Origin of the sequence: Polaromonas sp. (assembly GCF_035638815.1) — a bacterium.
Classification (GTDB): domain Bacteria; phylum Pseudomonadota; class Gammaproteobacteria; order Burkholderiales; family Burkholderiaceae_C; genus Polaromonas.
The window spans coordinates 105,959-131,254 of record NZ_DASQZG010000019.1 but is presented as its reverse complement, the minus strand read 5'-3'; the positions used below and the strand labels follow the sequence as shown (position 1 = coordinate 131,254).

Here is a 25,296-nt window from a genome sequence, read left to right as displayed (position 1 = left end):
ATGAGCGAACCCAAAGAATCCCTCCCACCTCCTGACGGCCCGGCAGGAATGCCTCAGGTAGCAAATCTGGAGTTCAAGGCTGTTTTGCTACTGATCTTCATGGCCCTGCTGGTCGTCGGCTCAGCGGTTTATGTTCTGTATGCACGCGGCGCCTTTGAAAGCACGCAGACGCTGATTCTGCAGTCCGATGATTCAGAAGGCGTCGTGGTTGGTATGGACCTGACGTTCTCCGGTTTTCCGATTGGGCGCGTGCGCCGCATCGAGCTGGCGGATGACGGCAAAGCCCGCATCATCATTGATGTACCGACCAAAGACGCGCACTGGTTGCGTACCTCCAGTGTCTTCACCCTGGTGCGCGGGCTGGTGGGCAGCACCAACATCCGGGCCTACAGCGGCATTCTCGCCGACCCACCGCTGCCAGACGGAGCCATGCGCGAGGTGCTGCGTGGCGATACCGGGGCCGAGGTCCCCAAGCTGATCGCCGCCGCCAAAGAGCTGGTCGAAAACCTGAACAGCCTGACCAGCAACGAGGGCGCACTCGGTGCCAGCCTGGGCAATCTGGAAAAACTCACAAGCCGATTGAACGGCCCCGGCGGTGCGTTGACGGTCTTGCTGGGAAGTGATGCCGAGGCCAAGAAGCTGATCGCCACACTGGACCGGACCAATGCCTTGCTCACGAAACTGGACGGCCTGGCGGCCAAAACAGACACGCAGGTATTTGGCGACAAGGGTGTGCTGCCCGCCACCCGCGTGACCGTCGAAAGGCTCAACACCCTGCTGGCCGAGGCCCGAGGCAGCTTGAAGAAGGTGGACGCCGTGCTGGTTGAAGCCCAGGCGGTGGGAGGCAATGTCCGTGCCGCCACGGATGATCTGGGTGCGCTGCGCGCGGAGGTCGAGTCCAGTCTGCGCAAAGTGGATGGCCTGATCAATGAGATCAACCGGAAATGGCCGTTTGCCCGCGACACGGAGATCAGATTGCCATGAACGCCCATTTCAAATTTTTATTGACGGCATCATGCGCGGCGCTGGTGGCCTGCAGCAGCGGCCCCAAGGCGCCCGACTGGCAGATGGAAGCCAAAAGCGCGATGGAGCGTTCCGTGAATGCCTATATGGAAGGAAACTCCCGGGTCGAGGCGATGGAGTTTGGCCGCGCGCGCAGTGAGGTGTCCAGCACCGGTCGCGCGGACCTGATGGCCCGCGCAGAACTCCTGCGTTGTGCCAGCAGGGTGGCCAGTCTGGTCTTGGAGCCCTGCGCCGGATTTGAGCGCCTGCGCCAGGATGCGCCTGCAGCAGAACGAGCCTACGCGGATTACCTGGCCGGCAAGCTGCAGCCGCAGGACGCAGCCTTGCTGCCCGCCGCGCAACGCGCTTCCGCCACGGGCGACGTCGCGTCTTTGAAAGGCATCGCGGACCCTTTGTCGCAGCTGGTGGCTGCTGGCGTGCTGTTTCAAACGGGGCGCGCCAGCCCGGCAGTTGTTCAACAGGCCGTAGACACGGCGTCAAGTCAAGGGTGGCGGCGACCTTTGCTGGCTTGGCTGGGCGTACAGGCGCAACTTGCCGACAAGGCCGGTGACGCTTCTGAAGCTGCTCGACTGCGTAGACGCATTGCACTCACCGAAAATCCTTCGCCAGGTGTTTCCGGTGCACCCGGCACCGCCGGCCCTAAACCTTGACGGCTGGCGGTTTGGTAGCCAGCCGCGGTGCGGTGGCTGTTGCGGGCATGTTGGCACTGGCGACGGCCATGGGTATTGGCCGATTCGCCTTCACGCCGCTTTTGCCCATGATGCTCAGCGACGGCGTGATCGATCTGCCCTCGGCCAGCTGGCTGGCGAGCGCTAATTACCTTGGCTATCTCGTGGGGGCCTTGCTCTGCACCTTTCAGCCCTGGATCTGGAAGCGGTTTTCTTTTTTGCCTCAGGTGGCCGGTTCCACGTGGGTTCGTGTCGGACTGGTGGCAACAACAGTACTCACACTCAGCATGGCCATCCACCTCCCCTGGGCCTGGCCGGTGCTGCGTTTTGCCGCAGGCGTAGCCAGCGCGCTGGTGTTTGTTTACACCTCAGGCTGGTGCCTTGCCCAACTGGCCAGGCTTCATGCGCCGCATCTGGGCGGCGTCATCTACACCGGGCCCGGAATCGGCATTGCCCTGAGCGGCCTGTTTGCCAGCGGCATGGTGGCGCTGCACTGGACGGCTGCTGCCGGCTGGCTCCTTTTTGGAGTGCTGGCTGCCGCGTTGACCGCATGTGTGTGGCGCACGTTTGGTGACGGTGCTTTGCAGCTTGTGGGCGTCGCTCAAACAGCATCCACTGGCCATGGGGCGGCACCGGCGGGCCGCAAGCAGATGTTGCTGCTCTCGCTGGCTTATGGACTCGCTGGCTTTGGATACATCATCACCGCCACATTTTTGCCGGTGATCGCACGCGAAGCGATGCCAGGCTCTGTCTGGATCGACTTTTTCTGGCCCATCTTTGGCCTTGGTGTGATTACCGGTGCCTTGCTGGCCACCCGTATCCCCACGACGGGAGACTTTCGTTATCTGCTGGCCGGTTGTTACGCGGTGCAGGCGCTGGGCATCGCAGCCAGTGTGGTCAGCCCCAACCTCGCCGGTTTTGCCATCGGCAGCCTTCTGCTGGGCATACCGTTTACGGCCATTACCTTTTTTGCGATGCAGGAGGTTCGGCGACTGCGCCCCAATGCCGCTGCCAGTTACATGGGTCTGCTCACCGCCATGTACGGTATCGGGCAGATCGCTGGTCCGCCACTGGTTGCAGTCATCCTGCGCACAAGCCCGACGCTGGGGAGCGGATTTACCTTGTCGCTGGAAATTGCCGCAGCAACCTTGCTGGCTGGCACCGCGCTGTACCTGTGGATGGTGAGCGCCTATCCGGTCAAAGGCCCATCGGCCCGGTAGCTATAAAAAGAATAGCTAACTCCGTCCGTCAGTAAAGGGCAAGAGCCCGATTTGCTCACATGCGGCTGACCAGCACCGGTTTGAGCAGCTGCGCCAGCTCGGTGCTTTCCATCACGGTAATGTGGTGCGACCTTGCAAACTGCCGCGCATTGTCAGTAACCGCGCCTGTGGTGATGCACAGGCCGGCGCTGGCGTCATGGGTGTACAGGGCTGCCTCCAGGCCTTGAAAAGGCTCGACCCCCAGCCGGGCTGCCTTCCAGCGTTTGCAACTGAGCAGCGTGGCGTGGCTGCCCTTGGTGAGTTTGAAGTCGGCCGCGTCGCCATTCACTCGGGTGACCTCAAAACCATCAGCAATAAACGCTTTCTCGACCAGCGCAGAAAAGTCGCGCCAGGACATGGCCGTGATGAGCGCCAGCGTGTCTGGAACATGCGCGGTGCTGGGTGCGCGCAACTGGCGCCACAGTGCAATGCCGCCCACCACCACAAAAGGGAACCCCCCGATCGCCCCGAACACGAAGTACTTCTCTGGCAAGAGGGCTTTGGCGGCCAGGGCAAAGCCCATGGCAAGGGCGATGCTAATCCACCACGGCGAGCGCAGCAGCACGGCGAACAGTGACTTTTCAGCCATTTTGAATTTCAAGGGGAAGGTCCTTATGGAGGGTTGCCGGGGGTGGTTGGTTTTTCCACCTCGGATGTGCTTGAGAGGCGCAAATGGACGAATTTTCTATGGATTTTCGCCTACATCTAGCTGAGGAATTATTACTTATAGTGGCGCCCATGCATATTCCAACTGAACCGATTGGCAGCATCCCGCGCCCGCTGGAACTCATTGAGGCCGTGCATCGGGGCGGCGAAGATTCGGCGGCGCTTGATGCCATGTATAACGAGGCGATTCGCGATACGCTGGCGCGGTTTGAAGAGACGGGATCCCCCGTCATCACCGATGGGGAGCAGCGCAAGTATCACAACTTCTGGACCTACTGTGTCCATGGCTTGCCCAACACCAGTCCCGACGGATTCAAGATTCCTTTTGCGGCTGGGCATGTTCGCCGTATGCCCCGCCTGACTGGAGGACCTTTCCGCTACATGCGTTATGCAGACAGCTATCTGGATGTGGCGATGCGCCACACCAATGTCGCACTCAAGCAGGCGGTAATTTCGCCTTCCGCGCTTAGTCTTATGTACCCGGCCGAAGGCATTGAAGGTTACACACGCGAGCAGTTTCTTGACGATTTGCTGGGCGAACACGAGACCGAGATCCGGCGCTGTCTGGACAAGGGTGCGCACAAGGTGCAGATTGATTTCACTGAAGGGCGCCTGGCCATGAAAATCGACCCTTCGGGCGAGCTGCTCAGCAGCTTTATCGATTTGAACAACCTGGCGCTGAACCGGTTTTCCGCCGAGGACAGGCAGCGCATCGGCGTTCATACCTGCCCGGGCGGTGACAGGGACTCCACGCATAGCGCCGACGTTGACTATGCAGAACTTTTGCCCAGCCTGTTTGAGCTGCGGGCCGGGAATTTTTATATCGCGCTGGCGTGTGAGAAGGATCCCGAGCGCGTTCTGAAGATCATCAGTCAGTACATCAAGCCCGACCAGCGGGTATTTGTAGGCGTGGTAGCGCCAATTCAATCCGAGATCGAGACGCCGGAGCTCGTCTGCGAGCGTGTCTTGCGGGCCGCCAAATACATTCCTGTGTCGCAGCTCGGCACGACCGATGACTGCGGTTTTTCTCCTTTCTGCGATGACATCTCGACGAGTCGTGAAACAGCATTCGCCAAAATCCGGGCGCGTGTACAGGGGACCGCGCTGGCGGCCAGCCGACTCGGAGCCGAGTGATGCCGGATCGCCACACGGAAGAGGGCCTTCTGCGCTCCGTGGCGCTGCAAAACGCCCAGAGCATTCTGCTGGCTCGGCAGCGCGCCGAAGCGGCCTTGCTCGCGGCCAAACAGGGTCTTGAGAGGAAAACGGAAGAGTTGGCCGTCTCGGTCGCAATGATGCGGGCGACGCTGGAAGCCAGCCGTGATGGCATTTTGGTGACGGACGACAAAGGGCTGGTCACTGCAGTGAATCAGCAATACGCCCAGATGTGGCGGCTGTCTGCCGACGTATTGCAGACCGGTGACCACGAACGCCTGGTGTCCGTCAACAGCGTCAACTTTGAAAATCCCAAGGCCTTTGTTGAACGCATCGCCGAGATTTACCGAATCTCGCCGCCTGAAAGTTTTGATCTGCTGAACTTGCGCGACGGGCGCATCTTTGAGCGCGCGTCCAAGATCCAGTTTGTTGAAGGACGCAACGTGGGGCGGGTCTGGGTTTTTCGGGACATCACCGAGCAGCGCCGCGCTGAGGAGGCTTTGCAGGACGAAACCCGCATGCTGGAGCTGATCAACAAGACCGGTACTTCGCTCACCGCCAAGCTGGAAGTGCGCGAACTGGTTCAGGCTGTTACTGATGCCGCGACGGAGATCAGTGGCGCGCGATTTGGCGCTTTTTTCTACAAAGTTGGCGGATCCGATGGCAGCCAGCTCTTTCTCTACACGCTTTCGGGTGCGCCGCGCGACGCTTTCGAAAAATTTGGCCATCCACGTGCCACGGCGCTGTTCGGTCCCACCTTCAGCGGCGCGCCGCCCGTACGCATTGACGACGTAACCCAAGACACCCGCTACGGACACATGCTTCCCCATTTGGGCATGCCGGCAGGCCACCCGAAGGTTCGCAGTTTTCTGGCGGTGCCGGTTGCGTCCGGCTCGGGCGATGTCATCGGTGCGCTGTTCTTTGGCCACCCGAAAGTCGCGATTTTTAACGAGCGTGCCGAGCGGCTGGTGGTGGGCATTGCGGCGCAGGCCGGTGTGGCCATCGACAACGCGCGGCTGTACGAGGTAGCCAAGGAAGCTGCACAAGAGCGTGAAAAACTTCTGGAAGCCGAGCGCGCCGCGCGCGCCGATGCCGAGCAGATGAGTCGAATGAAGGACGAGTTTCTGGCAATGCTGGCGCACGAGTTGCGCAACCCGCTTGCCCCTTTGCGTAACAGCGTGGAAATTCTGCGGCGCGTGGCCACTAACCCTGCCGAGCTGGAGCAGACACGCGCGGTCATGGACCGGCAGATTGCACACATGACGCGGCTGGTGGACGACTTGCTTGATGTCAGCCGCATCAGCCGCGGCAAGCTGGAGCTGCGCCTGGATCAGGTGACCCTGGCCGACGCCCTGCGCAGCGCCGTCGAAACAAGCCGCCCCGCGATGACGCAGCGGCAGCATGATTTCCGGGTCACCTTGCCGGATGAGTCAGTCACCGTCACCGCTGATTTGGTCCGGCTGTCGCAGGCATTCACCAACCTGCTCAACAACGCGGCCAGGTACACACCGGAGAGCGGCGTGGTGGAGTTGCGTGCCGAGCTTGCCGAGGGTGGTGTCCGGGTAACGGTCGAGGACAACGGCATCGGCATTCCTGCGCATTTGCACGCACGCGTTTTTGACATGTTTGTTCAGGCCGAACCGGGCTCATCCACGTCCAAGACGCAAGGGGGTTTGGGCATCGGTCTTACCCTGGTCCGCAAGATTGTCGAAATGCACGGCGGATATGTGCGTGCAGAAAATTGCAGCAAAGGCGACGGTTGCAAATTTGTGGTGTGGCTACCGGTTAGCGAGGCATTGCCTGAGGTTGCGGTGGCTCCGGGGCAAGAAGCGCCGGGGGCAGTCGGCGTACAGAGCGTGCGCCGGATACTGGTGGTGGATGACAACGTGGACGCTGCTGCAACGCTGGCCCAGCTGCTGTCCATGATGGGTCACGAGCTGCGCATAGCCAACGATGGCGTCGAGGCGATAGAAGCGGCTGCGGAATTCAGGCCCGACATGATCTTTCTGGACATCGGTATGCCGCGCATGGACGGATACGAAGCCTGTCGCAAAATTCGCAAGATGGAGACCTTGAGCAAGACCACCATCGTCGCGCTGACAGGGTGGGGCCAGGCCGACGATAAACGCAAGACGCGTGAGGCGGGCTTTGACCATCATCTGACCAAGCCGGTCGACCTGGACCAGCTTGAGGAACTGACGGCGAGCCATACCTGAACAGGACGTGGGGACAGCAGGGCGGTCCGCTGCAGCGCCCGGCTCAAGATGGTATGCTTCAAAAATGATAGCTAACTGTTCCCGTCCTTGCTGGGCACGGGGCTATTTTCATTCACATATGACGTCACACCCGGCAAAACAAGCCTGATGGCTCTCCCGCGATCGAACCACTCGTCTGGCCGACAAGCTTCCCTCGCACTGGTCGCAGCCCTCGTCCTCATCGTCATCTGGGGCATCAACTTTTCGCTGCAGAAGTTTGTGTTCAACGTCGTCGGCCCCGGTGGCTTTTTGTTTGCGCGTTACCTCATCATGCCTCTATGCGCGGTCCTGTTGCTGGCATGGCGCTTCGGCCGGCATTTCCCGAGGATAACCAGGCGCGAGTTTTGGCAGCTTGCGCAGTTGGGTGTTGTCGGGCATTTTCTGCACGTGGGGATGGTGACCTACGGCATTCACTGGTCTACTGCTTTTTCAAGCTCGCTTATTCTGGCTTGCGGACCCATTTTTACGTTGTTGATCCTGCGCATCATGGGCCTTGAGCGGCTGCACAAGGCCCAGATCGCCGGAGTCGCTGTTGCCTTTGTGGGCGTGCTGATTTTTCTGTCTGACAAACTGGTGGGAGGCAACTGGCGCGCAACCGGGGGTGACTTGTTTTTGCTGGTGGCCGCAAGCCTGTTCTCTTATTACACCGTTGCTGCCAAGCCGTTGATCGAGCGCCATGGCGGGGTGGTCACCATGAGTTATGCGACGCTGTTTGGCAGTGTGCCCGTGGTTCTTTTCACGCTGTCCGCCGGTTTGTCCGCGCCGTGGGGCAGTGTGTCTCTGGCCGTGTGGGCCAGCCTCATCTGGTCCGTGACGGTGTCGGCATTTCTGGGCTGGCTGGTGTGGGGTTGGGTCAACAGTGTGCGCGGCGTCGCGCGTACAGCGCCCCTGATGTACCTGATGCCGCCTGTGGCGGGCCTGGTTGCATGGCTGTTTGCGGGTGAACAATACACCGGCATCAAACTGGCCGGTGCCGGGCTCACTTTGGCGGGTGTTGCATTGGCACAGTTCACCAGCCGCGGCGCGCGGGAAGCGCCTGCACCCGTCGACTGAGACGTAGCCGGAAGGAAAGGCGAACGCGCGTAACCACCACGGGCTTCAGGCCCGGATCAAGACCAAAGTTATTGCGCTGGCGTTGATGGCGCCGTTGGCATTTGCAATCCCAGGAATGCAGCCAGAGCAGGGGTGGACAGCGATCCTTCTTTCGTGACCAGCGCGCCGCTTTGTGCATGCGTGCCAATGATGGTCGGTATCGACGAAAACCCAAGTCGGGTCAGCAGCGCGGTGTTGCTGGTGACATTGCCTTTTTGCGCGTCAATATCGCCGCCGGCTCCAATGCCGCCGCGCTGCGCCCGCATCGAAGCCTCGTGTTCATCCATTGCGGCCACGGGGTCTTTGGCCCCCAGCAGGGTGGCGCCTTGCGCGGTACTTGTTGCGTTCAGCAGCCCGACGGGAATCCAGACAAATTTGGCTTGGGATTTGAGCGGTCTGGCGGCTTCCCACAGCGCGTTGCAGTGCGGGCACTGCGGATCAAAAAACACGTAGACGGTGCGGGTGCTCATGGCGGAGCCGACCGTGAAACCTTTCGCCTCGGCCGCAATGACCGCCCTGGAAACCGGTGTTGTCGCAGCGCCAGCGGGCGCCGCAGCTTCTTTGGCGTCCTTGCAGCCAGAGACAAACAGGCTTGCTGCAATGAGCAAAGCAGGAAAAACGGCGTGAGGTTTGAAGGTCATGACAGCGTGCAAGATGGGAAAGCGGACAGCATAACGCAGCAAAGTGTACGCCGCGGTATGCCAGGCTATCAGCCCTTGTTGGTCAGGCCCAGCCGCTCAATCGTTTCCTTCTCGGCGGCGAAGGTGTCTCGGGCAAAGCGGGTGTACTGCGAGGTGTTCATGTACATCACCGACTGGTCGTACTTGTCAAAGACGGCCAGTACCGCAGGATCGTTGAGGGTGCGCCTGAAAGCCTCGTGCAAGGTGGCAACAATGGCCGGGTCCATGCCTTTGGGTCCGCAGACGCCGAAAGGTGAGTCTGAGACGGTCTTGTAACCCAGTTCGTTGAGCGTCGGTACGGTGGGCCAGCGTTTGGTACGGTTGCTGCCGTAGGTGGCCAGCAGCCGGAGCTTGCCCGATTCAACATGAGGGCCCCAGCCGGTGGCGTCGCTGGCGCCCATGACGTGGCCCCCGAGAATGGCCTGCATGTTGTCGGCGTTGCCCTTGAACGGGACGTGGGTGAGCTTAATGCCGGCGCGCTGGGCAAACTCTTCAACCGCGAGGTGTGGACTGGTTCCCGTCCCGGTGGAGCCGTAGGTAAATTTTTCGGGGTTGGCCTTGGCGTAGGCCACCAGGTCCTTGATGCTCTTGATGGGCGAGTCTGCGGGCACCACCAGCCCGAAGGTGTAGCCAGTCAGGCAGGCGATCCATGTGAAATCTTTGAGCGGGTCATAAGCCACTTTTTGCATGTGCGGGATACGAAACACACCGTGGGGAATTTGCGTGAGCGTGTAGCCGTCGGGCTTGGCGCTCAGCATTTCAATGGCGCCGAGCATGCCGCCTGCGCCGCCTTTGTTTTCAACAACGATGGTTTGGCCAAGCGACTTGCCTGCGCTTTCTGCCAGGGCGCGTATCACCGCGTCGGTAGATCCACCGGCGGCCCAGGGACAGATGAATTTGATGGGGCGGGCCGGCCACGCTTGCGCGCGTACCAGCGAAGGCAGCGCGAGGCTGGTGGCAAGGGCTGTGGTGGCAGACAGAAAGGCGCGGCGCTGGGTCATGGTGTCTCCGGGAAAAGGAAGGCTGAAGGGATTCAGCAGCCTATCGCCGCGCACCTGCTGTGTCATCAAGGTTTACGCGGCGCGCCGTCGCGCGGGAGACATGCCCAAACGTCCAGCGGGCGGTAACCCCCTGGACGTTTGCCTTGCAACACGCATCGGTAAATGCGCTTGCCAGAAAGAAGTATGAGTCTTCGGTACTGGAAAGTGCTTCTGTATTTCCTTGATACCCGCTCCAATAAGGTAATAATTCCTTTGTTAACCAAAAATAAAGGAAATATTACTTTATGGACAAAATTGACAGAAAAATACTGCAGGTCTTACAAGGAAACGCCCGCGCCAGCCTGCAGGAAATTGGCCAGGCCGTTGGTCTGAGCCAAACACCGTGCTGGAGCCGCATCAAAAAGATGGAGGAGTCCGGTGTGATTGAGGGCTACACCGTGCGCATCAATGCCGCGGCGCTGGACCTGAGTGACACGGTTCTAGTGCAGGTCACGCTGGACAGCCATTCCGACAACACACTGGAAAAGTTTGGAGAAACCCTGGCGAAGATCCCGGAGGTGATTGAGGCCTACCTTGTTTCAGGTGACTACGACTATCTGCTGCGAATCGCCGTGAGCGGCACCGCGGACTATGAACGGCTGCTGCGCGAGCGGCTCTACAAGATCAAGGGCATCAGGCACAGCAAGTCCAGCTTTGTGCTGCGCACGCTCAAGAAGGCGGATCTGCCGCTTTTTCAGGATTGATGGCCCGCACTCGCGACCTCACAAACGCCATACGGGCTTCAGTGACGGCCACACCAACGCCAGCCAGACAGATCAGCGCGATGCCAAGGGCGGTGATGCGGTCTGGCAATTGGCCAAAAACCAGCCAGCCCAGGGTGGTGGCGGCAAGTATCTGCAAATAGCTGAAGGGGGCCAGCAGCGTGGCGGGGCTTTTGCTGAAGGCAGCAATTTGCAGCCAGTGGCCCAGAAAACCGCTGACCCCGGTAGACACCAGCAGCAGCCACTGCCAGGGCGAAAGCTCGGGCGTTTTCCAGAACCAGGGCAGGGCGAGGGTGAGGGCGATAGTGCCGAACAGGCCGCCGTAATAATTGGTGGTGAGCGGGTCGTCGTTGGCCACGCGTCGGGTGGCGATCTGGAAAAACGAAAAAACCAGCGCGGTGAGCAGACCGAGCGCAACGCCAACGGGGTCCAGCGTTGTGCCTGGTCTTACCACGAGCAACATGCCGGCAAAACCTGCCATCACGCCAAGCCACCGATGCAGGCGGTGCGGCTCGTGCAGCAACCAGGGAGCCAGCATCATCAAAAAAAGCGGCGCCATGAAGTTCATGGCGGTGCCTTCAGCCAGCGGCAAGCGTCCGAGCACAGAAAAAAACAGCACCGTCGTGGCGATCATCAGCAGTCCGCGGAGCAGTTGGCGCGGTAGCGACTTTGTCTTGAAGATGGCCGTGCCGCGCGACGGCAATACGATGACGGTCATGAGCGCGGTGTGCACTGCGTACCGAACCCACGCCACCATCAGCACCGACACCCCGGCCATGACCAGCCATTTGCCCGATGCGTCCAGTACCGACAGCAGCCAAAGCCCGGTTATGTGAAGATGGATGCCACTTTTATTCATTCGCAACCTGGATTTTGCCCGGTGTTGCGAACTCGCAAGAGAAATGTGGTGTTCGCCCTTGTACGGTGGCCCGTATTAGCTATGAATAGGATAGCGTCTCAAGGGCGTCTCAATAGCGCCTCAGTGGCGCGTCAGGCGATGAGCTCGTCCTTCTGAACGGAAGTGAACAGCATCTCCACCCATGTTTCCTTGTAGCGCAAGGCGATGTTTTCCGCATCAGCCAGTGCCTGGACGTCGTCCAAGCCCAGCGCGCGGTATTGGCGCGCTTCTTCTGGCAGTGCGGCGTTGGGTTCAGGGGTCACCGTGATACGTATGCGAGTTTGGTCACCGGCCGGCTCACAGGCCAGCAGCACAGTAGCTGGTGCCCTACTTGTATCGGTCAAAGCAATCAGCGCAGCGGTAAAAACCGTTCTGAGCGTGGTGAGCGGCATGGAAATGTCCGCCGTGGAGATGGAGTTGGTCACCGAAAAACCACGAAAAGCAAGGTCTGTCGCCAGCATGCCTACACATTCCTCCACCCCCGCGTGCAGAGGAATGACCCCATTTTCCTTGGGTGCGACCCAGGTGATGAGGTTCATGCAGGCACTGGCTGCGGACCGGGAAAGCGTGCTAATCGACTTGCTGTTCTCACGCAGGACATTCAGATCGGGCTCCGCCGCCTGCAGGCGCCTGTCAAGAATGGCGGAGATCATGCCAATGGGCTGCAAGGTGCCTGCCATGTGGTGGCGCAGGGCCGGCGCGATGCGGCGCATCAGCGCATAACGGGCTGACTCTTCCCGCATGGTGCTTTTGGTGTTGCCGGCCATTTGCGGGCTGATGGCGATTTGCGAAGTCATAAATCCTCAATCCTCAATGTTGCAGGTGGACAACCACGCCTGCCAGCTAATGTCGGAGCAAGTTGCCATCCGACAAAAGATGCTATCACTGACAGGGCTCTCCAGGGCACGTGTCATGCGCGGTTTTCTTTCAGCCATGTTTGCAACTCGTCCAGGCCGCCGACCCGTTTACCGCCGCTGAATATTTGGGGGGTGGTTCGGGCACCGGCTACTGCCTGAAGCGAACGCGTGCTGATGCCTTTTCCAAGCGAAATTTCTTCATATTCAATGCCGGACTGCTGCAGGAGATCCTTGGCCTGGGTGCAGTAAGAGCAACCCGGCTTGGTGAACATGGTCATGGACTCCGGGGCACGGGCAGACGGAGCGACGTACTTCAGCATGGTGTCGGCATCAGATACCTCAAACGGGTCCCCCTCTTTTTCGGGTTCGATAAACATTTTTTCGATCACACCATCCTTGACCAGCATGGCATAACGCCACGAGCGCTTGCCAAAGCCCAGATCGCTTTTGTCGACCAGCATGCCCATTCCTTCAGAGAAAAGGCCGTTGCCGTCAGGGATCAGGGTGAGGTTTTGTGCCTCCTGGGAGGCTGCCCATTCGTTCATGACAAACGCATCGTTGACAGAAAGGCAGATCACATCGTCAACACCGTGCTTCTTAAGCACGGGCGCAAGTGCGTTGAAACCCGGCAGATGGGTCGATGAACAGGTCGGTGTGTAGGCGCCCGGGAGAGCAAAGAGCACGACCGTCTTGCCGCTGAAGAGGTCTGCGCTTGAAACGTTGGCCCATTGCCCGTCGCGCCGCGTTTTGAAAGTGACTTCAGGGACGCGTTGCCCTTCTCGATTTGAAAGCATTCGATTTCCTTGGCTGGCATTGTTTGGCATTGACCGGACACTTTCCAGTTTGCTGTAAGGGCGCCCTGAGGCTTGTCGGACAGTGACGACAGTGACGTAGGAAAGCAGGCGCCGGTGCGGGGCGTGAGCCTGCACATCGGCGCGCCAAAGGATGCGTGTGAGCAACCCGACTCTTGCGCAAACTCTGTCTCTGGCTGTTTCACACGAAGGATTTGTATGCCTGAAGGCCCATCACTGGTGATTGCAAGAGAGCTTGCTGCAGGCTTTGCCGGAAAAAAAGTACTCCGCGTCGAGGGCAACACCACCATCGACAAGGACAGGCTTCTTCAGCAGCGCCTGATCGCAGTGCGTAGCTGGGGGAAACACTTGTTGCTGGAGTTCAAGGGCTTTTCCCTGCGCATCCATTTCCTGATGTTTGGTACCTACCGAATCAACGAACGCAAGGAAGGCCCCAGCCGTCTGGGCCTGGGCTTCGCGCGCGGGCAGGAGCTCAACTTTTATACCTGCTCCGTTCGTTATGTGGAGGGCGCGCTGGATGATACGTATGACTGGGCGGGCGACGTGATGGCTGATAGCTGGGACGCGGCCAAAGCCAGGCGCAAACTGCGCGCCATGCCCGGCACGCTGGTATGCGACGTCCTGCTGGACCAGGATGTTTTTGCCGGCGTGGGCAACATCATCAAAAACGAGGTCTTGTTCCGCATCCGTGTGCACCCGTTGTCTACCGTGGGCGCCCTGCCGGTGGCGCGATTGCGCGACCTGGTGGCGCAGGCGCGTGAATACAGCTTTGATTTTCTGGCGTGGAAGAAAGCGTTTGAACTCAAAAAGCACTGGCTGGTCCACACCAAAAGAAAGTGCCCCAATTGCGAGGGGGCTTTGACCAAGGCCTATCTGGGCAAAACCAACAGGCGCAGTTTTTTTTGTGAAACGTGTCAGACGAAACACGTCTCCAGCTAAAACATGATGATCGGCCAGTGGATGATTCCATAATCGGGCACTGCTTACATTTCAGGAAACTTTTTATGCTGCTTGACGCCGATGAATCCCAGCTTGTGCTGATTGACTATCAGGGTCGGTTGATGCCGGCCATTTTTGAGCATGAGCTGGTGCTGGCCAATGCCCTCCGCCTGGCCCGTCTTGCGACCTTGATGCAGGTGCCTTTATGGGCGACGGTTCAAAACCCGGAAAAGCTCGGCCCCACCGACCAGCAACTGGATGCGGCCATCCACGCGGCCGGGGGCAAGACGCTCTCCAAGATGCATTTCAACGCCGTCGACGACGGACTCTCAGACTGGCTGCGCCCGCCAGCACGCAAGGCACCGCCCGGCCCACCTCGCGGCAATGCGCGCAGCCTGCCCAAACACATGCAAAAACCTGCCGAAGAAGAGGAAGAGGGCAGGGGCGTGATTGTGATCGCCGGTTGCGAAGCACATGTTTGCCTGATGCAAACTGCACTCGGCTTGCTGGACGAAGAGTTTGAGGTCTGGGTAGTGACCGACGCCTGCAGCTCCCGCACCGAGCGCAACCGCGACGCCGCCTTCGACCGACTGGCTGGAGCTGGTGCAGAACTGGTGACGACCGAGATGGTGGCCTTTGAGTGGCTGCGTACGGCGGACCATCCGGCGTTCAGGGATGTACTTGGGCTGGTCAAATAGCGCAGCGACTTGAGTTGAGGAATGGCCATGAAACCATTGCACACGATCAAGCTGTCCTTTCTTCCCCGTCATGACGAGATGGGCGGCGGCAAGGAACTGCGTGACGGACTGTCGGTTGCCCTGCAGGTGGGCAACACCTTGTGGGTGGCCAACGACGAATCCACCAGCCTGGAGCGGCTGGTGCTGGGAGAGGGCCGGACCTCGGGCAAGTGGCGTGAAGCCGGGCAGCACCGGCAGTTTGCGCTGGCCGACTATCTGCGTTTGCCGGAGCCCGGCAAGGGAGCCGACGTTGGTGAAGTGGACATTGAGGGCCTGGCGCATGCCCAGGGCTACATGTGGCTGGTCGGTTCGCACAGCCTGAAGCGCAAAAAGCCGGCGCAGGACGAGGCTGCTGGCTCGGGTCACAAGTTACTGGCCGAGATCAGCGTGGACGGCAATCGGTACCTGCTGGCACGTATTCCGCTGGTGGAGGAAGAGGGCTCATGGACCCTCCGCAAAAAGACCACGCAGCGCGGCAGGCAGCGTACTGCCGCGCAGTTGAAGGGGAATGCCAAAGGCAATGCGCTGACCCAGGCCCTGAAGCGGGACAAACACCTGGGCGCTTTTCTTGCGGTTCCGGGCAAAGACAACGGTTTTGACATTGAAGGGCTGGCGGTGGTGGGCAAGCGCCTGTTTCTCGGCCTGCGCGGCCCGGTGCTCAATGGCTGGGCGGTGATTGTGGAAATCGAGCCCGAGCTCCGTTCTGGTTCGACGGCCGAACTGCAGCTCAAACCCATTGGGCGCAAAAAACGCCTCTACCGCAAACATTTTTTGCAACTGGGCGGCCTCGGCATCCGGGACCTGTGCATGCAGGGCAAGGACATGCTGATTCTGGCCGGACCAACGATGGTGCTGGATGGTCCCGTGAGCGTGTTTCGCTGGCCGGACGCGGGCTCTGCCAAAGGCGAGCAGCTGCTTGGCGCCGAGGAACTCCCAAAAATCCTTGACCTGCCTTACGGGCAGGGGGTGGACCATCCGGAGGGCATGAGCCTGCTGTCGCCGCCGGGCGGTGGCGCTAATGGGCTGGTGGTGGTGTACGACGCAGCGTCGACGTCGCGGCAACCCGGGCAAAGCGCCATGTGGGCTGATGTTTTCACGCTGCCCAAGCCTTCCAGCCGAGCGCGCTAGCGACACCAAGAGCTGTCAGCCCCGTGCAAGAACATTATCAATAATTATAAATTCAGTTTTGGCATCAGCCGAAGGAAAGGCAGGGCCGGCTTTCAGCGGCTGTCACCGAAAGCCGCGGAGTTGATGCCGGGCAAGGTGCGTGGCCGTACCGTGGTGAAAATCTGAGGGCTGCGCCAAAACATTCACGGAGACCGACCCATGACAAGTTACGCCGATTTCTACCGCCGCTCCATTGATGAGCCCGATGCCTTCTGGACCGAGCAGGCGCGGTTAATTGACTGGCACAAGCCCTTTACCCGCGTTTGCAACCACGACAAGCCGCCTTTTGTTCACTGGTTTGAGGGTGGACAAACCAATCTGTGCCACAACGCGGTCGACCGGCACCTGAAGGACCGCGCCGATCAGCCTGCTCTGATCTGCGTGTCGACCGAAACCGGGCTTGAAAAAACCTACAGCTTCTCCGAGCTGCATGCCGAAGTGCAGCGCATGGCCGCCACCCTGCTCGCCCTGGGCGTGCAAAAAGGAGACAGGGTGCTGATTTATATGCCCATGGTGGCCGAGGCAGCGTTTGCAATGCTGGCGTGTGCGCGCATTGGCGCCATCCACTGCGTGGTGTTTGGTGGCTTTGCCAGCGGCTCACTCGCGTCGCGTATTGACGATGCGACGCCCAAGGTGATCGTGAGTGCCGATGCTGGCTCGCGCGGCGGCAAGGTGGTGCCGTACAAGCCGTTGCTTGATGAGGCGATTCGTCTGGCGAGCCACAAACCCGCTGCTGTACTGCTGACAGACCGCCAGCTTGCGGCCATGGATCTGGTGCCGGGGCGCGACCACTTGTGGAGCGAGTTGCGCAGCAAACACATGGTGGCAACTGTCCCCTGCGAATGGCTGGACTCGACCGCCATCAGCTACACCATCTATACAAGCGGCACTACCGGCAAACCCAAAGGCGTGCAGCGCGACACCGGCGGTTATGCGGTGGCGCTGGCGGCCAGCATGAAGCATATTTTTGATTCCAAGGCCGGCGAGACTTACTTTTCCACCAGCGACATTGGCTGGGTTGTTGGCCACAGCTACATCATCTACGGCCCGCTGATTGCCGGCATGGCCACGTTAATGTACGAAGGACTCCCAACCCGCGGGCTGGACCAGCAGCCTGATGGCGGCATCTGGTGGCAGCTGGTCGAGAAGTACAAGGTCACGGCCATGTTCAGCGCACCCACGGCGGTGCGTGTGCTGAAAAAGCAGGATCCGGCCCTGCTCACCAAATACGACTTGTCCAGCCTGCGTGCCTTGTACCTGGCTGGCGAGCCCCTGGACGAGCCCACCGCGCGCTGGATCAGTGACGGCCTGAAGGTGCCCATCATTGACAACTACTGGCAGACCGAAAGCGGCTGGCCGATTCTGACCATTGCCAATGGTGTGGAGAAAAAATCCAGCAAATTTGGCAGCCCGGGCATTCCGATGTACGGTTACAAGATCAAGCTGCTGCATGAATCGACCGGCGAGGAGCTGACCAGACCGAACGAAAAAGGCGTCGTCGTGCTGGAAGGCCCGACACCGCCCGGCTTTATGCAGACCGTCTGGAAAGACGACGAGCGTTTTGTCAACACCTACTGGAAAAGTGTGCCGGGCAAGATGGTCTACAGCACCTTTGACTGGGGTATACGCGACGAGGACGGCTATTACTTCATCCTCGGCCGCACAGATGACGTGATTAACGTGGCCGGGCATCGGCTGGGCACGCGCGAGATCGAAGAAAGTATCTCAGGCCACACGGGCGTGGCCGAGGTGGCCGTGGTGGGCGTGGCCGACAACCTCAAGGGTCAAGTGGCAATGGCTTTTGTCGTGCCCAAGGACAGCAGCGTGTTGCAGGAGAGCGCCAGCGCTCTGAAGCTGGAAGGCGAGATCATGAAGTGCGTGGACCAGGATCTGGGTGCTTTGGCCCGGCCCTCACGTGTGCGTTTTGTCTCGGTGTTGCCAAAAACCCGCAGCGGAAAAATGCTGCGACGCGCGATTCAGGCGGTGTGCGAAGGCCGCGATGCTGGTGATCTGACGACCATGGACGACCCGGCTGCGTTGCAGCAGATACGGGACTTGATGTCTGTCGGTTGAAGTCGATGCCCGGCTGGCCGTTCCTTGAGGAGCGGTGACTGCCGCGCTCGCTAAAGAATGGACAGCATGTCCTGTCGCCAGCGCTTTGGAGAAAACTGAGCGCGCAGCAGGTCTCGTGCTTCGCGGGTCATTTGCGCGCGGCGTGGTGCATCGGCAAGAAGCTCCACGCACATCGGCGGCAGGGCATTCAGGTCAGCCATCGCGAGATGAACACCAGGCACCACTCCCCAGGGCTGCAGCCCGTCCGTGCTTTCGGTGACAACCACGGTTCCCGCTGCCCAGGCTTCCAGGGTGCGGAATTGGTCGAAGTAGGTGTGCACCGGGTCCGCATGGATGTTCAGGCTGATGCGACTGCGTTGTCGTTTTTGATGGCGCTCCGCGCCCCATACACCGGCCCACAAGAATTCAGTCGCCACGCCCACGCCCTGGAGGGCCTCCTCGACAGCTGCCCTGCGCGGCGTATGGCCACCCATAAGAAGGACTTGGCCGTTTCTCTCTGACTCTGCAAGCGGCTTGGTGATGGCCTGTTCCGCTACCAGATAGGGAATTTGCAGTGTCGGTAGCGTTGGGTGCCAGGTACGGACGTAGCTGGCGATGGATGCATCCATCGCGATGACCGCGTCCAACTGCGCGGCTATCGCATCAAAGGCCAACCACTTATGGCTGTGCATGGTGGCTTCACGCTGTTGCGTCAGGGGGTCAAACATCCACAATACGTTTTTGCCCCGGGCTGGCAGTCCCCACGCCTTGAAGCGCTCAAAGGCGAAAATACCGGTGACAAGGAGATTGAGGTCGGCAGTCCCGACCGCGGGCAAGGGCTTGTCGGTGGTCATGCCCATATCAACCAGTTCGACTTCATGGCCGGCTTCCACCAGCACTGTCATCCAGATCCGGCATGCCTGGCCAAACAGGCTGGCGATATCCGTGTAGATGTGAACTTTCATGAATCAAGAATCGTGTCTGTAACTGCGGTTCACGCGCTCGCTTCCACATCGAAGGCAGCGGCGGGTAGACCAGCGCGTGTGCGCTCCACCATGACCGTCCAAGCGGTCTCCCATTCCCTTACCCTTGCAGCGACGTCAAAAAGCGGAGCGCTGGGCACGCTCATCTGAAGCTCACGGCGCGCACTTTGCAACACCTGTACGTTGCGCCCCATGCGCACCGCTTCCGCCGCGTAGGCGCGCGGGCTGTCAAAAACACATTGCGGAATTTCTGCAGCGCGCAAAATGCTGCCGCCAATTCGCGAAGCCATGCTCTGGCCCGAGCAAGTAATAGCCGCGACACCGAGGCGTACGGCGTCGGCGAGGCCCTGGCCGGCGTTAAAGCGAAGTGGGTCCAGAAACAGGTCACTTTGACCCAAAGCCGCCAGCCTATGGGTACGGCTCATGGGCGCTGCAAATAGCAGTCGGCTGGCGTTTACGCCTGCTGCCTCGGCCTCGCGAGCCAGGTTGGTCGCCGTCGCCAAGTTACAGGACGCCAGCCACAACACCGCGTCTGGGAGTTCGCGCAGGACTTTCATCCAGATCGCAAAGCTCTCGGGGTCGATATTGACCGGGGTCAACATCGAAGAAAGCACCAGTCTGTCCTCAGGTATCCCGCAGGCCTGGCGGCTGTTCTCGCCGGGTTCGGGCTTTTCGTGGTTGGTTGCAAGCCAACAGGTGAGCGGCAGCCGCGCAACGGCGCCACATTCGGGACGTTCCGGGCCATCCGGGTGTATCCAGTGATCAGAAACAATGTAGTCCCAGCAGCCCGGCATGTGGCGCCTGTTCCATGCCGATTGACGCAGTTGCACGGGTGCCACACGCAGGGCAGCAATGGCGGGGCGGAAGTGCTTGGCGTCCGCGGTCATGTCCACAAAAACATCCAGCTGGTCTAGTCGAATACGGCCTGCGGCTTCAGCGTCCGTCATGTGGCCAAGCTCCACCACCGTGCCGGCATGCGGCAAGAGCAGATCGCCGAGCTGCGATAGGAGTGGAGAGGCGAAAGAATAGGTATGGAAGGCGAAACGTAAAGCATCATGCAGGGCGACATGTTGCTTCAGGGCTTCCAGCTGGCGGCAGTCATGCAAATCGGGGACAGCCAGACCCACATGAATCCGTCCATCTTTATGCAAAGAAGAATTTTTTCGATGGACAAAAGCCGAGAGCCGGCCGCGTACCAGCGCGCCGGGAGCTACCTCAGCCGGGCTGCTGAGAGGCACTAATTCATCTTCTGTCAGCGCCAGTGCCTGGGCATGGAAGCCGGCGCTGTGCCACTCGCGATGCCGTCCCTGGCGGAGATCAGCATCCAGCAGTTGCCGCAGCGTAGCGGTTAACTGATCGAGTCCCCGCCAGTCACAAATGTCCAGGGCTTCAAAAGCCTGCTCCAAGAAAAGGCGGGCATTATCTGGCAGCTTCCCCGACGATGGACCTGAGTCCGCCAAAGCATCTCGCCAGTTTGCCAGAAAGCCTTCGAAGTGGTGTTGACCCGAGGTGTCCAGCTCTGCCCGCGCGGCATCGGCTTCGGCCAGTTCACCCTGGAAAGCGAGGACAACAATGCGCCGGCAGAGCAGGGCAGGGGCTTGCGGAAAGCGTCCCAGCGCCGCAGAAAGCACCTCCAGAGCTGATGCGTAATCACGCGCACCGCAAAGCGCATCCGACAGATGAGCGTGGTAAGCGGCTTGGGCCGGATCTAATGTCACACAGCGGCGTGCACACGATACGGCCAGACCCCATTGGGAATTTCTGGCTGCCAGTAGGCCGACGTTGTTCAGGCTGCGCAGATGGTCAGGATCAACCGCCAGTGCGCGCTGGTAGGCATGTTGAGCCTTTTCTATGTCGCCACAGACCTCTGCGGCAATGGCCAGGTTGGCCGTACCATCGGCGGTAGCCAGCAAGCCGTCTTGCACAGACAGCAGGGTGTTGTATGCAGCCAGAGGTCTTCCCAGAGACGACAGCAGGGCGGCACAGGCCGACGCGGTATTCAGGTCTTGGGGCTGGAGTGCCAGCGCATTTTCGAAAGCAAGCAGGGCTTCCTCCGCTTGCCCGCCGGCATGCAGCCGACTGCCGGTTTGCATCCAGCTTGCGTGGTCCGGTTGCACCTGAGTGTCTTGGGGTAGTCTGTTGTGCGGGCAGTTCTCCATATCCACCGATTATGTTGCAGTGTTTTGCTGCGGCGCTGGCTTGGTGACTATGATCCATGCATGTATTCTGCTGTGCCGGATCGCCCCACTTCAACCCTTCACCTGCTGGGGCACTTCACCGACCTTTTCACCGGTGCCGAGCGGGAACTGCTGGATATTCGGCGCCTTGTCGCAGGCCGACGGCCGGTGAGAATCTGGTCAGACGTAGCGCCGCACCGGGCCTATGCGGGCGAAAACCTCGTCACAGTCCAGCCCTTTGCGCACCAGTTTCCTAAAAACGGCGTTTTGCTCATTGCTGGCGTCCACATGCGCCCGGGGCTGTGGCTGAAATACACCAAGTTTGATCGAATCATCCTGTTCTACAACCTGGCTAACCACGGTCAGTTGTTTGAAGCGATCGAGGCCGTGCGTAATGGCACTGGCATTGATCCCGAACTGGTATTTGTCTCTCGCATGTTGCAGCGGAGTGTCGGTCTGTCGGGCCGGGTGATTCGCAGCCTGATCGACCTGAGGCCGTTTTTACTCGTTGCAGAAAATCGCCTGGCTGCTTTGCCATCGCATGCGCCCACCGGACCCGGGCCGAGGCCTTTTACCGTTGGACGGGTCAGCCGTGACGCGCTGGACAAACACCACCCCGATGACCCGGCGCTTTACCGGATGCTTGCCAGCCGTGGTATTCGCGTTCGAATTATGGGCGGCACTTGCCTGATGCCCGCGCTAGCCGGTGTAGAGGGCATAGAGCTGCTGCCGGCCGGGGCTATCCCGGCGGCGGATTTTTACGGCGGACTGGATGTTTTTCTCTATCGCACAGGTGCTTCCACGGAGGCTTACGGGCGGGTGGTGCTGGAAGCCATGGCGAGCGGGCTACCGGTGGTCGCCCATGCGCGCGGCGGTTATGCCGAGGTTATCGAAGAAGGAAATTCCGGCTTTTTGATCAATACCCAGGAGCAGGCTTGGGATTCGTTGATGCTTTTACGTAGCTCGACTGGGTTGAGGCGGACAACAGGCCTGGCGGCCAGCCAAAAAGCGCTGGAACTGCATGGCCAGGATGCAGCCGAAAGCGACCTCGATTTTTATCTGCAATGAGGCCGATTCAGGGTTTCAGGAAAACGGCAGTGCCTGTAAACGACCCACCAACGGTGCCCGTGGTAACGGTGCCGTTATAGACGACGCCGGCCCGCTCCGCATTGGCGCCTGTGAATATGCCGACCACTTTGCCACTGCCGCTGGCGAAACTGGAGCTTGAGAAATAAACAAAATTTTCGGTCACATCGCCGAACGAGGTGCTAGCGCTAAATCTGAGCATTCGCCCCCCTATCTGCGTCGGGTCAAAGTTGACCTGGAGGGTGGCGCTGGTCAGCGTGCCGCTGGTACCCAGGTAGTTGGTGGGTTCTGTATGTCCGACACGGCTGTAGGTCGCAAAAGTGGTGCCGCTTGTGGTGGGCAGAACGGCGGTGGGCTTACCGACGACATAGTGTCCCTGGAAAATGTTGGTGGAACCGGTGACTTCCTTGGTACCACTGGCCCAATTACCCCAGCCAATGAAGTCGCCATTGGCAATGGTTCCCAATGAATCCCCGTGGGTCGCGGTGCCGACTTTGAAGGTCGATCCGTTGATGTTTATTTCGGTGAGTTTGCCCGCCGACAGCGTGGCCGAACCGTTGCTTGATGACGAGGCGAAGGTGCCGACTTGGTCGGCAGAACTCAGCACCGTGTGGTAATGGATAACCCCGCGCATATCGGAGAAAGTCCCTGTGTTGGGAGCTGGAGCTGGAGCAGGAGCCGGAGCTGGAATTGGAGCTGGAGCTGGAGCTGGAGCTGGAGCTGGAGCTGGAGCCGGAGCCGGAGCTGGAGCCGGAGCCGGAGCCGGAGCCGGAGCCGGAGCTGGCTTAACGTCCTCCACTATCACGGCCTTACCCGCACTTGTCACCTTTTCGGCCGCCACGTTGGTCTCCTTCTTCGCAGGCGGAGTATCCACTTTTGGTTGTTCGCTGGTCCTGACGGGTGGCGTCACGTTGTCAAGCACCTTGACAGATTCGCCAGCGACTAAACCCATGCAGCCGCTCTGATTGCAAACCTCAATTTTGTCGAGTTCACTCGTGATGCCAAGCGACCCGTCTGCGTTGTAGCCCACTTTAAAACCCGAACCCCGGATGCCGATTGTGGCCGTGGTGGTGGTGAGTTTGTAGTTGTCCCGGTTGCGCTTGCCGATCAGGCCGGTGATGGCGCGCATGCTGCCGCGCAGCAGGTCCACCAGAAAGCGATCCTGCTTGGGGTCGTTTTGATCGACGTAGTTGGCGATCTTGAATTCGGTGTTGGGTTGCAGGGAAATCATCCCGCCATCTGTGAACTTGACCTGAGCCCGGCCATTGGTTCCCGTCACGATGGCCTGCCCGCTGTCAATATCCCCACCTTTGGCCAGCGCGGTGACCCTTCCATCGGTCTGGCGGATGTTCACTTCGCCTGCGGTGAACTGGGCAACCCCCGCCAGTGCGTACGCCTGCAGCGGATAAGCGGCAGCCAGCGCCATCAGGAGGGCGGCGTTCTTGAGTTGAAAGTTGTGTTTCATGGAGATGCCTCGGTGGGAACTTCAAAAATCTTTGCGCACGGTAACTGACAGAACCTGCTTGGAAAAATCAGAAATGGCGATGTTGGAGCGGACTCTCAGCATGGTCAACTGGGGCGTCACTCGCCAGCTGAAGGCAGGCACCCAATTCAGGCCCAGGCTCATGCTGCTTTGGCGGTCTCGGCGGGTGACCAAAAACAGCGGGTCTTGCCCGCCATAACGCCGGGATTCGTAGCCCAGGCTGGCAAACAGGTCCAGGTCAGCATTGACAGCTTGCTGCATACCCGCCCGCACGCCCGCCAGGCGATGTCCGAGGTGGGGGACGGCGTTGGCGCGTTCCCTCTCGGTACCTGCATAAACACCGCCGGAAAGCAGCAAGCCGCTGCTAAAGGCGGTGGCATACGAGGTGCCCAGCACGTAGCGATCGGCGTCGCGGACGTGCTGGTCAGGGTAGCGCAAGGTGGACAATTGCAGATAAGTGCTCCATTGTCTGGCAGCATCCACGCGGTGAGTCCACTCTGCCTGGACCCCCCGTTGATCACGCGCCCGGCGGTTGTCGGCATAAAAAGTCCCGACCTGGGCGACGGCTGTGAACTCGTTTTTTTCCAGTCGGTAGGTCGCACCGGCGGTGAGGTCGGTCTGACGGGTGTCAAAGTCATTGAAGTCGTTGTAAAAACGGAAGCTTCCGCTGGCGCTTCCAATCAGCGACAGGCGAGGGTCGATGACATAGCGGGCGGAGACGCCTGCGCCCACCGTGTAAAAGTCATCCTTCAGTTTGACGCTGGAGGGGGCCAGCGTGAAGACGAGACCGCCAAACAAGGGAACAGCGACGTTGGCATTGGCTGGGCCACTGTTGATGTTGCTGTCTATGCCGTAGCTGGATTCGACATAGGCCTTCACGGACGAGCGCGCGGCCTCTTCGTTTCGGTCAATGGCTTGCAGGAAGTCGTCAATTTTCTTGCTGACTTCCAGCGGAATGTTGTCCCGTTTGGCCTCTTGCAGCACCTGGCGGGCCGAGGGGTTGTCGCCCAAGGAGAACAGGGCCCGGCCCAGCTCTGCGCGGGCGCGGGAGTTGCCGGGTTGGACCGACAGAACACGTTCCAGTGCGAAAACAGCGCGGGTGAACTGGCCCGTGTCGTTGGCGGCAATGCCGAGCGCCGTGTCAAAGTCAGGGTCACCCGCGCGCGTGGTCTCGACGGCGGCAAGTTTGTCAAACGCTTGCTGGGCCTTGCCTTCGTTGATCAGTACCACGGACTCTCTGACGAGCGCATCGACCTCCGCCCGTACCCCGCTCCCGAGTAAACACGCAGCCAGGCAGATGCCTGATGAAAAAACGGAGGGTTTGGAAAACATATATGTGAGCATAAGCAACAACCTTGGGACACTGCGGGTTTTATAGCACGCGATGTAGACAGGATCGTGATTTTATGGCCACTTTGGCTGTGAAGTCTGCATGATGGCAACAGCTGCTTGCGGCGGATGTACGCTTGCTTGCAGCTGCGCGAGTGTGACCGAGGGTAAGCCCGAAGCACTGTTGGATCCCGTAAAGTTTAATATTAGTCATTGCTT

22 protein-coding genes are annotated in these 25,296 nt (G+C 60.0%); 12 read left to right on the top strand and 10 right to left on the bottom strand.

Annotation, left to right across the window (positions count from 1 at the left end):
* From VE934_RS13330 to VE934_RS13320, 3 genes are read left to right on the top strand one after another with little or no spacing between them, the layout of a single operon-like run.
* Positions 1 to 984: an MlaD family protein gene (locus VE934_RS13330; RefSeq protein ID WP_324888266.1), complete on the top strand. Its 984-nt coding sequence runs from the start codon at positions 1 to 3 to the stop codon at positions 982 to 984.
* The gene (locus tag VE934_RS13325) at positions 981 to 1,673 is read left to right on the top strand and encodes a hypothetical protein (RefSeq protein WP_324888264.1); all 693 of its coding nucleotides are present in this window, start codon (positions 981 to 983) and stop codon (positions 1,671 to 1,673) included. The genes VE934_RS13330 and VE934_RS13325 overlap by 4 nt, the downstream gene beginning before the upstream one ends.
* 47 nt (positions 1,674 to 1,720) lie before the next feature.
* Entirely contained in the window at positions 1,721 to 2,911 is a 1,191-nt protein-coding gene (locus tag VE934_RS13320) for a YbfB/YjiJ family MFS transporter (RefSeq protein WP_324888556.1), read from the top strand.
* A 55-nt stretch (positions 2,912 to 2,966) separates the two neighbouring features.
* Here the strand turns inward: VE934_RS13320 and VE934_RS13315 are convergent, their stop codons facing one another.
* Positions 2,967 to 3,551 (bottom strand): restriction endonuclease, encoded by a 585-nt coding sequence (locus tag VE934_RS13315; protein ID WP_324888262.1) that lies wholly within the window; start codon positions 3,549 to 3,551, stop codon positions 2,967 to 2,969.
* 137 nt (positions 3,552 to 3,688) lie between these two features.
* Between VE934_RS13315 and VE934_RS13310 the strand changes: the two genes are divergently transcribed.
* The 3 genes from VE934_RS13310 to VE934_RS13300 all read left to right on the top strand — a co-directional run bounded on the left by VE934_RS13310 (position 3,689) and on the right by VE934_RS13300 (position 8,076).
* Entirely contained in the window at positions 3,689 to 4,750 is a 1,062-nt protein-coding gene (locus VE934_RS13310; protein WP_324888260.1) for a 5-methyltetrahydropteroyltriglutamate--homocysteine methyltransferase, read from the top strand.
* Positions 4,750 to 6,984, top strand: a complete 2,235-nt coding sequence (locus VE934_RS13305; protein WP_324888258.1) for a hybrid sensor histidine kinase/response regulator — start codon at positions 4,750 to 4,752, stop codon at positions 6,982 to 6,984. Before VE934_RS13310 ends, VE934_RS13305 begins: the two co-directional genes overlap by 1 nt.
* 147 nt (positions 6,985 to 7,131) lie before the next feature.
* Entirely contained in the window at positions 7,132 to 8,076 is a 945-nt protein-coding gene (locus tag VE934_RS13300) for a DMT family transporter (protein WP_324888256.1), read from the top strand.
* A gap of 68 nt (positions 8,077 to 8,144) precedes the next feature.
* On the opposite strand, the gene VE934_RS13295 is transcribed toward VE934_RS13300, so the two are convergent.
* Both VE934_RS13295 and VE934_RS13290 read right to left on the bottom strand, forming a co-directional pair.
* A complete protein-coding gene (locus tag VE934_RS13295) occupies positions 8,145 to 8,756 on the bottom strand; it encodes a thioredoxin fold domain-containing protein (RefSeq protein WP_324888254.1) in 612 nt (203 codons plus the stop codon).
* Between the two features lie 68 nt (positions 8,757 to 8,824).
* Positions 8,825 to 9,796: a tripartite tricarboxylate transporter substrate binding protein gene (locus VE934_RS13290; protein WP_324888252.1), complete on the bottom strand. Its 972-nt coding sequence runs from the start codon at positions 9,794 to 9,796 to the stop codon at positions 8,825 to 8,827.
* A gap of 284 nt (positions 9,797 to 10,080) precedes the next feature.
* Here VE934_RS13290 and VE934_RS13285 point away from each other — a divergent pair, with 284 nt between their 5' ends.
* Positions 10,081 to 10,539, top strand: a complete 459-nt coding sequence (locus tag VE934_RS13285) for an Lrp/AsnC family transcriptional regulator (protein WP_324888250.1) — start codon at positions 10,081 to 10,083, stop codon at positions 10,537 to 10,539.
* Here VE934_RS13285 and VE934_RS13280 read toward each other — a convergent pair.
* The 3 genes from VE934_RS13280 to VE934_RS13270 all read right to left on the bottom strand — a co-directional run bounded on the left by VE934_RS13280 (position 10,505) and on the right by VE934_RS13270 (position 13,106).
* Positions 10,505 to 11,416, bottom strand: coding sequence for a DMT family transporter (locus VE934_RS13280; protein ID WP_324888248.1), 912 nt, complete (start codon positions 11,414 to 11,416; stop codon positions 10,505 to 10,507). The two genes, VE934_RS13285 and VE934_RS13280, sit on opposite strands and share 35 nt — an antisense overlap.
* Before the next feature lie 131 nt (positions 11,417 to 11,547).
* Positions 11,548 to 12,252 (bottom strand): hypothetical protein, encoded by a 705-nt coding sequence (locus tag VE934_RS13275; RefSeq protein ID WP_324888246.1) that lies wholly within the window; start codon positions 12,250 to 12,252, stop codon positions 11,548 to 11,550.
* Positions 12,253 to 12,365: 113 nt separating this feature from the next.
* Positions 12,366 to 13,106 (bottom strand): glutathione peroxidase, encoded by a 741-nt coding sequence (locus VE934_RS13270; RefSeq protein WP_324888244.1) that lies wholly within the window; start codon positions 13,104 to 13,106, stop codon positions 12,366 to 12,368.
* 216 nt (positions 13,107 to 13,322) lie between these two features.
* Between VE934_RS13270 and VE934_RS13265 the strand changes: the two genes are divergently transcribed.
* The 4 genes from VE934_RS13265 to VE934_RS13250 all read left to right on the top strand — a co-directional run bounded on the left by VE934_RS13265 (position 13,323) and on the right by VE934_RS13250 (position 18,040).
* Positions 13,323 to 14,063 (top strand): DNA-formamidopyrimidine glycosylase family protein, encoded by a 741-nt coding sequence (locus VE934_RS13265; RefSeq protein WP_324888242.1) that lies wholly within the window; start codon positions 13,323 to 13,325, stop codon positions 14,061 to 14,063.
* Between the two features lie 65 nt (positions 14,064 to 14,128).
* Positions 14,129 to 14,761, top strand: a complete 633-nt coding sequence (locus VE934_RS13260; RefSeq protein WP_324888240.1) for an isochorismatase family protein — start codon at positions 14,129 to 14,131, stop codon at positions 14,759 to 14,761.
* Between the two features lie 27 nt (positions 14,762 to 14,788).
* The gene (locus VE934_RS13255; protein ID WP_324888238.1) at positions 14,789 to 15,928 is read left to right on the top strand and encodes a DUF3616 domain-containing protein; all 1,140 of its coding nucleotides are present in this window, start codon (positions 14,789 to 14,791) and stop codon (positions 15,926 to 15,928) included.
* 198 nt (positions 15,929 to 16,126) lie between these two features.
* Entirely contained in the window at positions 16,127 to 18,040 is a 1,914-nt protein-coding gene (locus tag VE934_RS13250) for a propionate--CoA ligase (RefSeq protein WP_324888236.1), read from the top strand.
* A 50-nt stretch (positions 18,041 to 18,090) separates the two neighbouring features.
* On the opposite strand, the gene VE934_RS13245 is transcribed toward VE934_RS13250, so the two are convergent.
* Both VE934_RS13245 and VE934_RS13240 read right to left on the bottom strand, forming a co-directional pair.
* Positions 18,091 to 18,984 carry a glycosyltransferase family protein gene (locus tag VE934_RS13245; RefSeq protein WP_324888234.1) on the bottom strand — a complete coding sequence of 298 codons (894 nt, stop codon included), beginning with the start codon at positions 18,982 to 18,984 and terminating at the stop codon, positions 18,091 to 18,093.
* Between the two features lie 29 nt (positions 18,985 to 19,013).
* Positions 19,014 to 21,095: a tetratricopeptide repeat protein gene (locus VE934_RS13240; RefSeq protein WP_324888232.1), complete on the bottom strand. Its 2,082-nt coding sequence runs from the start codon at positions 21,093 to 21,095 to the stop codon at positions 19,014 to 19,016.
* A gap of 126 nt (positions 21,096 to 21,221) precedes the next feature.
* Here VE934_RS13240 and VE934_RS13235 point away from each other — a divergent pair, with 126 nt between their 5' ends.
* Entirely contained in the window at positions 21,222 to 22,247 is a 1,026-nt protein-coding gene (locus VE934_RS13235; RefSeq protein ID WP_324888230.1) for a glycosyltransferase, read from the top strand.
* Positions 22,248 to 22,254: 7 nt separating this feature from the next.
* Here VE934_RS13235 and VE934_RS13230 read toward each other — a convergent pair whose 3' ends face one another.
* Positions 22,255 to 23,730, bottom strand: a complete 1,476-nt coding sequence (locus VE934_RS13230; protein WP_324888228.1) for a FecR family protein — start codon at positions 23,728 to 23,730, stop codon at positions 22,255 to 22,257.
* 21 nt (positions 23,731 to 23,751) lie between these two features.
* Positions 23,752 to 25,080 (bottom strand): porin family protein, encoded by a 1,329-nt coding sequence (locus VE934_RS13225; RefSeq protein ID WP_324888226.1) that lies wholly within the window; start codon positions 25,078 to 25,080, stop codon positions 23,752 to 23,754.
* Positions 25,081 to 25,296 lie beyond the last annotated feature (216 nt).

Bases quoted from the DNA above. Each gene is read 5' to 3' on its own strand.
- VE934_RS13330 (WP_324888266.1), top strand. From the start codon at position 1: ATGAGCGAACCCAAAGAATCCCTCCCACCTCCTGACGGCCCGGCAGGA.
- VE934_RS13325 (WP_324888264.1), top strand. From the start codon at position 981: ATGAACGCCCATTTCAAATTTTTATTGACGGCATCATGCGCGGCGCTG.
- VE934_RS13320 (WP_324888556.1), top strand. From the start codon at position 1,721: ATGTTGGCACTGGCGACGGCCATGGGTATTGGCCGATTCGCCTTCACG.
- VE934_RS13310 (WP_324888260.1), top strand. From the start codon at position 3,689: ATGCATATTCCAACTGAACCGATTGGCAGCATCCCGCGCCCGCTGGAA.
- VE934_RS13305 (WP_324888258.1), top strand. From the start codon at position 4,750: ATGCCGGATCGCCACACGGAAGAGGGCCTTCTGCGCTCCGTGGCGCTG.
- VE934_RS13300 (WP_324888256.1), top strand. From the start codon at position 7,132: ATGGCTCTCCCGCGATCGAACCACTCGTCTGGCCGACAAGCTTCCCTC.
- VE934_RS13295 (WP_324888254.1), bottom strand. From the start codon at position 8,756: ATGACCTTCAAACCTCACGCCGTTTTTCCTGCTTTGCTCATTGCAGCA.
- VE934_RS13290 (WP_324888252.1), bottom strand. From the start codon at position 9,796: ATGACCCAGCGCCGCGCCTTTCTGTCTGCCACCACAGCCCTTGCCACC.
- VE934_RS13285 (WP_324888250.1), top strand. From the start codon at position 10,081: ATGGACAAAATTGACAGAAAAATACTGCAGGTCTTACAAGGAAACGCC.
- VE934_RS13280 (WP_324888248.1), bottom strand. From the start codon at position 11,416: ATGAATAAAAGTGGCATCCATCTTCACATAACCGGGCTTTGGCTGCTG.
- VE934_RS13275 (WP_324888246.1), bottom strand. From the start codon at position 12,252: ATGACTTCGCAAATCGCCATCAGCCCGCAAATGGCCGGCAACACCAAA.
- VE934_RS13270 (WP_324888244.1), bottom strand. From the start codon at position 13,106: ATGCTTTCAAATCGAGAAGGGCAACGCGTCCCTGAAGTCACTTTCAAA.
- VE934_RS13265 (WP_324888242.1), top strand. From the start codon at position 13,323: ATGCCTGAAGGCCCATCACTGGTGATTGCAAGAGAGCTTGCTGCAGGC.
- VE934_RS13260 (WP_324888240.1), top strand. From the start codon at position 14,129: ATGCTGCTTGACGCCGATGAATCCCAGCTTGTGCTGATTGACTATCAG.
- VE934_RS13255 (WP_324888238.1), top strand. From the start codon at position 14,789: ATGAAACCATTGCACACGATCAAGCTGTCCTTTCTTCCCCGTCATGAC.
- VE934_RS13250 (WP_324888236.1), top strand. From the start codon at position 16,127: ATGACAAGTTACGCCGATTTCTACCGCCGCTCCATTGATGAGCCCGAT.
- VE934_RS13245 (WP_324888234.1), bottom strand. From the start codon at position 18,984: ATGAAAGTTCACATCTACACGGATATCGCCAGCCTGTTTGGCCAGGCA.
- VE934_RS13240 (WP_324888232.1), bottom strand. From the start codon at position 21,095: ATGCAAACCGGCAGTCGGCTGCATGCCGGCGGGCAAGCGGAGGAAGCC.
- VE934_RS13235 (WP_324888230.1), top strand. From the start codon at position 21,222: ATGTATTCTGCTGTGCCGGATCGCCCCACTTCAACCCTTCACCTGCTG.
- VE934_RS13230 (WP_324888228.1), bottom strand. From the start codon at position 23,730: ATGAAACACAACTTTCAACTCAAGAACGCCGCCCTCCTGATGGCGCTG.
- VE934_RS13225 (WP_324888226.1), bottom strand. From the start codon at position 25,080: ATGTTTTCCAAACCCTCCGTTTTTTCATCAGGCATCTGCCTGGCTGCG.